Annotated in this window: 5 protein-coding genes; all 5 read left to right on the top strand. The window is 59.2% G+C overall.

Going from position 1 to position 8,032, the window contains the following annotated elements:
* Positions 1 to 288: 288 nt before the first annotated feature.
* The 5 genes from JL39_RS04420 to JL39_RS04440 all read left to right on the top strand — a co-directional run bounded on the left by JL39_RS04420 (position 289) and on the right by JL39_RS04440 (position 7,958).
* Positions 289 to 1,239: a phosphoribosylaminoimidazolesuccinocarboxamide synthase gene (locus tag JL39_RS04420; RefSeq protein ID WP_037146694.1), complete on the top strand. Its 951-nt coding sequence runs from the start codon at positions 289 to 291 to the stop codon at positions 1,237 to 1,239.
* A 34-nt stretch (positions 1,240 to 1,273) separates the two neighbouring features.
* The gene (locus JL39_RS04425) at positions 1,274 to 1,876 is read left to right on the top strand and encodes a TetR family transcriptional regulator (RefSeq protein WP_037146696.1); all 603 of its coding nucleotides are present in this window, start codon (positions 1,274 to 1,276) and stop codon (positions 1,874 to 1,876) included.
* Positions 1,877 to 2,042: 166 nt separating this feature from the next.
* The gene (locus tag JL39_RS04430; RefSeq protein WP_081952717.1) at positions 2,043 to 3,242 is read left to right on the top strand and encodes an efflux RND transporter periplasmic adaptor subunit; all 1,200 of its coding nucleotides are present in this window, start codon (positions 2,043 to 2,045) and stop codon (positions 3,240 to 3,242) included.
* Positions 3,243 to 3,286: 44 nt separating this feature from the next.
* Positions 3,287 to 6,385, top strand: a complete 3,099-nt coding sequence (locus tag JL39_RS04435) for an efflux RND transporter permease subunit (RefSeq protein ID WP_037146698.1) — start codon at positions 3,287 to 3,289, stop codon at positions 6,383 to 6,385.
* A 130-nt stretch (positions 6,386 to 6,515) separates the two neighbouring features.
* Entirely contained in the window at positions 6,516 to 7,958 is a 1,443-nt protein-coding gene (locus JL39_RS04440; protein WP_037146700.1) for an efflux transporter outer membrane subunit, read from the top strand.
* Positions 7,959 to 8,032: the final 74 nt, after the last annotated feature.

Here is an 8,032-nt window from a genome sequence, read left to right on the forward strand (position 1 = left end):
CGCCGCCCTCGTCAGTGACACGGCTTATAGAAGCTCACCCAAGATGAAGTCAACTGAATTGAATCGGAAAAAATGAAAAATCTTACAACACACTGAAAAATCTGGAGAATTAGAAATTTGAGCTGCATTCCAACCGTTAACGGAAGTTAACAGTCTGGCAGCGGAACGCACCCTCGCTGGATGGAGAAATCGAAGCGGCAAGCTGCGACGTCCGACCGTTCTTGTGCGGCCGCGTCAAAACATGCGATAGCAAAAGGACTGCGAAAACTCTCAGGAAAGTGGTTTCCCGTGCGCATTCTTACCGATGCTTTCATTCCCGAACTGCCGAACCATTACCGCGGCAAGGTGCGGGAGAATTACGATCTGCCGGACGGCCGCCGCATCATCATCGCCACCGATCGCCTAAGCGCTTTCGATCGCATCCTGACATCGATCCCCGACAAGGGCCAGGTGCTGACCCAGACCGCACGCTACTGGTTCGAGGCGACTGGCGACATCTGCCCGAATCATGTGCTCACCTACCCCGATCCGAATGTGGTCGTGGGCAAACGGCTCGATATACTGCCGGTCGAGATCGTCGTCCGGGGCTATCTTGCCGGCACAACGGGCACGTCGCTCCTGACCCTCTACAAGAAAGGTGAGCGAGCCATGTACGGGCTCCACCTTCCGGACGGATTGAGGGATAATCAGATTCTTCCTGACCCGGTGATCACACCGACCAGCAAGGCCTTTGACGGTGGCCATGACGAACCGCTGACGCCGAAGGAAATCGTCGACCGCGGTCTTCTGACGGCGGAGCAATGGGAAACTCTGTCCCGATACGCGCTTGCGCTCTTCGCCCGCGGCCAGGAACTGGCGGAAAAACGCGGCCTCATCCTCGTCGACACCAAATACGAATTCGGCACGGATGCCGACGGCAACATCATCCTCGCCGATGAGATCCATACGCCGGACTCGAGCCGCTACTGGATCGCCGACAGCTATCGGGAGGCTTTTGAGAAAGGCACCCGGCCAAGGAGTTTCGACAAGGACTTTATCCGGGCCTGGGTGGTCGAGCGTTGCGATCCCTACAAGGACGAGATCCCGCCGATACCGCCGGAACTGATCGAGGAGACCGCCAGGGTCTACCGCTCAGCCTACGAGACGATCACGGGAAACACCTTCGTTGCGGACACCGGCAGTGCGACAGTGCTTGATCGGGTCCGGAAGAACCTGGAGCCCTATTTCAGCACGCGTTGATCGGGAAATCCGTCCGATTTTTAAAGAGGTGAGAGTGCGAAGGCCAAGGCGCAAAGCGGAAGAGACGCGGGAGGACATCCTCAACACGGCGGAAATCCTTTTCCGCGAACGCGGCATCGCCAAATGCTCGATCGCCGATGTCGCCCAGGCGCTTTCGATGTCGCCGGCCAATATCTTCAAGCATTTTCACTCGAAGGCAGCGCTGGCGGATGCCATCTGTGACCGGCATATCAGCCGCATGATCGGGCGATTCGGGACGCTTGACGAACCCGCTCCGGCGCCCGAGCGGCTTGCGATCGTCGTGCGCAAGCTGATGGAGGCACATCTTCAGGACATCCGCGAAAACCCTTTCCTCTTCGAGATGATCTTTCTGATGTCCGAAGCCGATCTGCCGAGCGGGCAGCATTACAAGGAACTGATAGAGTCCCTTTTTACCGATCTCATCCGCCAGGGCGTAGCGAGCGGTGCGTACAAATGTACCGACCCGCACGCGATAAGTCGGCATGTCGCAGCCGCTTTTGCGAGCGTGCTCCATCCTGTTCTTCTGGCCAAGTCCGACGAGGCCGAACTTTATGACCGATGTGACGGCCTCACTGGACTTGTGAATGCTGCGTTGCAAAATCCGCTTGTAAAGTGACGATTTTTAACTTACGTCACTTCCCCACATCGCAGACCGTTGGCCGAATTCTTCTTTCGACCACCACTGTTCTGACCACTCAAGACGGGGTACCTTCTCCGTCCTTCGCCCCGGCACATATCGTCTGCCGTGGCGATTACCCAAACGCCTTGCCTTGGATGACGCCATGATCGGACGCAAACTGATTCTACCACTGCTGTTTTCTGCAGCTCTTGCGGCTTGCAGCGATTCTGGCCAACAGCAATCCGCAGGCGGAGCTCCGCAACGACCGCCGCAGCCGGTCAGCGTCGTGACCCTGCAGAAATCCGAACAGCCGCTCACGACGGTTCTTTCCGGCCGTGCGGCAGCCTTCCAGTCGGCCGACATCCGGCCGCGCGTCGGCGGGGTGATCAAGCAGATTGCGGTGAAGGAAGGCAGCTTCGTGAAAGCCGGCGATCTTCTCTACAAGATCGAGGACGACACCTATCTCGCCTCGGCAGCCGAGGCCCAGGCCGCATTGGAGCGTTCGGAGGTGAGCGTGCCGGCGGCCGAGGCCAATCTTCAACGCTACGAGCGGCTGGCCAATAGCGGCGCCTCGCAAAAGGAATATGAGGACGCCCGCACGACACTGCTTCAAGCCAGGGCCTCTGTTTCAGAGGCTCGCGCGGCTCTGCAGACAGCTCAGATCAATCTCGGCCTGACCGAAGTCCGTGCGCCTTTCGACGGGGTCACCTCGGCCACCCGATTCTCGGTCGGCAACGTCGTCACGGCAAGCCAGACCGATGCTTTGATGACCCTGCGCCAAATCAACCCGATCTATATAGAGCTGAACGAATCAAGCGTGAATCTGCGGCGTCTGAGGACGACCATCGCTGCCGGAAACCTTGACCGCAAGGAAAATGACGAGATAACCCAAATCCGCCTCACCTTGGAGGACGGCTCCGATTATCCCCACATCGGCAAGCTCGACATGTCCGAAATGGCGGTCAGCACGACCACCGGCACCGTTTCCATCCGCACCCTGTTCGACAATCCCGACAATCTCATCCTGCCGGGCATGTTTGTGCGCGCCACCATCACCGTTGGCAGGGAAACGGGTTATCTCATTCCCCAGCGCGCGGCCAGCCGGAACGCCAATGGCGAACTCACGGCGCAGTTCGTGACCGCCGACAACAAGGTCGAAACGCGCACTTTCCGCAGCAGCCAGCTTTCCGGCAACAACTGGCTGGTCACCGACGGCGTGAGCGACGGAGACAAGCTCATCGTTGATGGCCTCCAGTGGATCACCGATAACGCCACCGTCAATCCCGTTCCTGCGGAGATTGATTCCAAGGGCTTCGTCATAGAGAAACCGGTCGTCGGCGATGCCCCGACGCCGAAGTCGTGATGTCTCGCGGCTTGTTCGGCAACATCGGGATCAGGAACTAGATCATGTCCCTTTTTTTCATTCGGCGGCCGATCTTCGCATGGGTCATCTCCATCGTCATCATGCTCGGCGGCGTTCTCGCCATCAATACCTTGTCGATTTCACAATATCCGGAAATCGCCCCGCCAACCGTGCGCATCTCCGCTTCCTATACGGGCGCCAGTGCCGACACGGTTAAGAAAACGGTGACGCAGATCATCGAGGACGGCATGACTGGCCTGGATGGCCTCACCTATATGACCTCCTCCTCCACGACCGGGCAGGCCAGCATCTCGCTGACCTTCGACAACAGTGTCGATGCCGACATTGCCCAGGTGCAGGTCCAGAACAAGCTGCAGCTCGTGACGTCGCAACTGCCGTCCATCGTCCAGGATCTGGGTATCGAGGTCACCAAATCGACATCCAGCATTCTGCTCGTCGGTGCACTCGTTTCCACCGATGGCAAGCGATCTTCCGCCGATTTGGGCGACATCTTCTCGACCCAGATCGAAGATCAGGTGAAACGCCTGGAAGGCGTCGGCAGCATCAACTCCTTTGGTTCGGCCTATTCGATGCGAATCTGGCTCGACCCGTTCAAGCTCAGAAAATTCCAGCTGACACCCGCAGACGTCACATCGGCCATCCAGATCCAGAACACTCAGGTCTCGGTAGGGTCGGTAGGCGGCCTGCCGTCCGTCGAAGGCCAGCAGATCAACGTCACCATGACGGCCCAGAGCCAGCTGACCACCGTGCCGGAATTCGAACGAATCATCCTCAAGGTCGACACCAGTGGCGCCAACGTGCGCCTCAGCGATGTGGCGCGCGTCGAGATCGGCCAGGAGAGCTATTCCTCCAGTTCCCGCTCCAATCGCCAGCCCGCTTCGGGTTTCGCAGTCAACCTGGCAACGGGCGCGAATGCGCTTGATACGGCGGACCGCGTCAAGGCCAAGCTCGCCGAGATCGCACCGGCCCTCCCGCAAAGCGTGAAGATCATCTATCCCTACGACACCACGCCTTTCGTATCGCTGTCCATTGAAAAGGTGGTCCACACGCTGATCGAGGCCATTGTGCTCGTCTTCGTGGTCCTACTGGTATTTCTGCAGAATCTCCGGGCAACCTTCATTCCGATGATCGCTGTACCGGTCGTCTTGCTGGGAACCTTCGGCATTCTGGCGTTGACGGGATACTCGATCAATACCTTGACCATGTTTGCCATGGTCCTCGCCATCGGTCTTCTGGTGGACGACGCCATCGTGGTGGTGGAAAACGTCGAACGAATCATGGCGGCGGAAGGCCTCGGACCGCTCGAAGCCACCGAGAAATCGATGGGGGAAATCACCGGCGCGATCATAGGCATTGCGCTCGTGCTGACCGCCGTCTTCATTCCCATGGCATTTTTCGGCGGTTCCACCGGCATCATCTACCGGCAGTTCTCCGTGACGATCGTGTCGGCGATGCTCCTGTCGGCTGTGGTCGCCATTGTGCTCACGCCCGCCCTCTGCGCGACGATGCTGAAACCGATCGACCATGATAAGAAGGGGCGAGGGATCGGCGCCTGGTTCAACCGGGGTTTCGACCGGACCACGCATGGCTACGTGGGCTCCGTGGGTTACCTCCTGAAGCGTCCGCTGCGCGTGATGATCATGTTCGCCATCGTGATCGGGGGATGTGCCTGGTTCTTCACGCGACTTCCCTCCTCCTTCCTCCCGCAGGAAGACCAAGGCGTGTTGATGACAATCATCCAGCTTCCGAATGGCGCAACCAGTGCCCAGACAGCCGAGGTGATCGAGAAGGTCGAAAACTATTATCTCGACCAGGAAAAGGAAGGCGTCCAGGACGTCTTCGCGGTAAACGGCTTCAGCTTCACGGGCTCCGGGCAGAACAACGCCCTTGTTTTTGCGAGCCTTCGGGATTTCGACGAACGTCAGGACCCGAAGCTCGCTGCAGGCGCCATCGTTCAGCGCGCCATGGGCTATTTCTTCACGATCCGCGAAGCCCAGGTCTTCCCGCTGCTTCCTCCGGCAATTCAGGGCATGGGCAACTCCAGCGGTTTCTCCATGTATCTGGTCGATAGCGGCAATCACGGCTCGCAAGCCCTCGTGACGGCGTCCAAACAACTCGTGCAGGCCGCCAACAGCGGCAACAAGATCACCGCCATGCGCAGCAACGACCGCGATCAGGAAAGCCAGGTAAAGCTGTTGCTGGACCAGGAGAAGCTGAGCGCCATGGGAGTTTCGATTTCCGACGTCAATTCCATGCTGACGACCATTTTCGCCGGCAGCCGGGTGAACGACTTCACGCTGAACAACAAGATCAAGAAGGTCTATGTGCAGGCGGATGCGCCTTACCGCATGCAGGCGGAGGATCTGAAATACTGGGATGCCCGCAATTCCGACAACGAGATGGTTCCGTTTTCCTCCTTCACGGAAGCAACCTGGATCAACGGCCTGCCTTCCATTTCTGCCTTCAACGCGGTCACGGGTTTCTCCATGGAGGGGTCGGCCGCACCAGGTGTGAGCTCGGGCGACGCCATGAACGAAGTGGAACGCCTGGTATCCGAGATGGGGGGCGGCTATTCGGTAGCATGGCAGGGAATTTCCTATCAGGAGCGGCTTTCTGGCTCGCAGGCGCCGATGCTTTACGCGCTGTCGGTCCTGATCGTCTTTCTGTGCCTCGCAGCGCTCTACGAAAGCTGGTCGATCCCCTTCTCGGTTATCCTCGCGGTTCCCATCGGCGTGCTCGGGGCACTGACCGCGGCGCACTTTCTCGGGCAGTCGAACGACGTTTACTTCAAGGTCGGCCTTCTGACGACCATCGGTCTGGCGGCGAAGAATGCGATTCTGATCGTCGAATTTGCCAAGGATCGACAGCAGGGGGGCATGGGCCTTGTGGAAGCGACACTCGAAGCGGCTCGCCTGCGTCTGAGGCCGATCATCATGACGTCGCTTGCTTTCATTCTGGGTGTTGTTCCGCTCGCCATAGCCACGGGAGCCGGCTCCGCGGCGCAGAACGCGATCGGCGTCGGAGTGCTGGGTGGTATGCTTTCTGCAACACTCCTCGGAATTTTCTTCGTTCCCTCCTTCTTTGTTGTCGTTAGACGGTTATCAAACCGTGAAAAAGCGTAGCATAAGGATTATGTCGTTAACGGATTTGGTCTTCTAATACCGTCAGGAACAATCGAATCGCTCCTGACGGAGCAATCGGAAGCGGCATGAATGTCTGACTTCCAAGCGTTTAGGGCACTGGGACAGAAAAATGCTATCCACTCGAGTTGTTGCTCCTCTTATCACCGCGCTTCTGCTTTCGGGTTGCGTCGTCGGTCCCGATCACACGCCGCCGGAAATCTCCCTGCCGGGAAAGTTCGGCGAGGCCGGCGCTGCCAGCAACGGTGACGTGTCGCAGGTTGCCTGGTGGACCGCCTTCAATGACAGCCGCCTGAATGGCTATATCCAGACGGGCCTTGGGCAGAACCTCGACGTTCTCCAGGCTCTGGAACGAATCAATGCCGCACAGGCCAATGTCATCGTTGCAGGTGCCGGCGGGCTGCCTGCCCTGGACCTTGGAGCCTCTGCAAGCCGAAGCGGCAGTGAGGACATTGGAGGGCCGCTGAGCCCGTCGTCGTCCGGTCCTCAGACGACGGCCAGCGGCGATTTGACTGCGTCCTGGTTCCTCGATCTTTTCGGCCTTTATCGCCGCTCCAAGGAATCGGCGCTCGCAAGTCTTGACGCTGCCTATGCCAGCGCAGACGTGGCGAGGCTGACGCTTCTGTCACAGGTCGCGTCTGCCTATATCGACGTCCGCTATTATCAGGAGCGCCTCGCGATCGCTCGGCAGAACCTCGATTCGCGGCGGGAAACATTGAACCTCACCAAGCTTCAGCTCGAAGCTGGGGCGGCCTCCAGACTCGACGTCGTCCAGTCGGAAGGTCTCGTCAATTCAACGATCGCGGAAATTCCGGGCCTCGAGACCCAGTTCCGCCGCGCCACCCATCGCATCGCCACGTTGCTTGGATTGCCGGCATCCTCCCTCGTTGCTGAACTTCAAAAAGGTGCCCGCCAGCCGGTCGCCCGCTTCAATGCAAGAGCAGGCATCCCCGCTGATCTTATCCGCAACCGCCCGGACATTCGCGCTGCAGAACGGCAACTCGCCTCGGCCGTTGCCGAGATCGGCGTGGCCGAAGCGCAGCTTTATCCGTCCATCACGCTCGGCGGTTCGATCACGCCGTCCTACACCAGAATCTCTGCCGGTGAGAGCGGCGTTCTCGGCTGGTCCTTCGGTCCGCAGCTCAGCCTGCCGATCTTTGACGGCGGCCGCCTGAGGGGCAATGTGAAGATTGCCGAATCGTCGGCACGAGAATCCTATCTTGCCTGGAAGCAGACCGTTCTCGATGCAGTCGAAGAGGTCGAGAACGCGCTTGCCGCCGTGGCTCGCGACCGCCGCACGGTCGAAGCCTACCAGGCGACGGTGAAGTCCTATCAGGAAGCGTTGCAGCTCGCGACTGCAAGCTATCGTGACGGCGCATCCTCGCTGCTCGACGTGCTCGACGCGCAGCGCGAGGTCTCGACCGCGCAGGCGAGCCTTGCCCAGGCCGTGCAGCAGGTCGCACAGGACTATGTCACCCTCAACGTCGCGATCGGCGGCGGCTACGCCTTCGGCAAGACGGATGCCAAGGTCGCCTCTGTTGTCGTGAAGAAATAGATTCCGCTGATATACTGATGAATCGGGTAGGAGGGGCCTTACGGCATCCCTCCTCCCACACCACCGTGCGTACG

Source organism: Rhizobium sp. YS-1r (genome assembly GCF_000757525.1).
Lineage (GTDB): Bacteria > Pseudomonadota > Alphaproteobacteria > Rhizobiales > Rhizobiaceae > Neorhizobium > Neorhizobium petrolearium.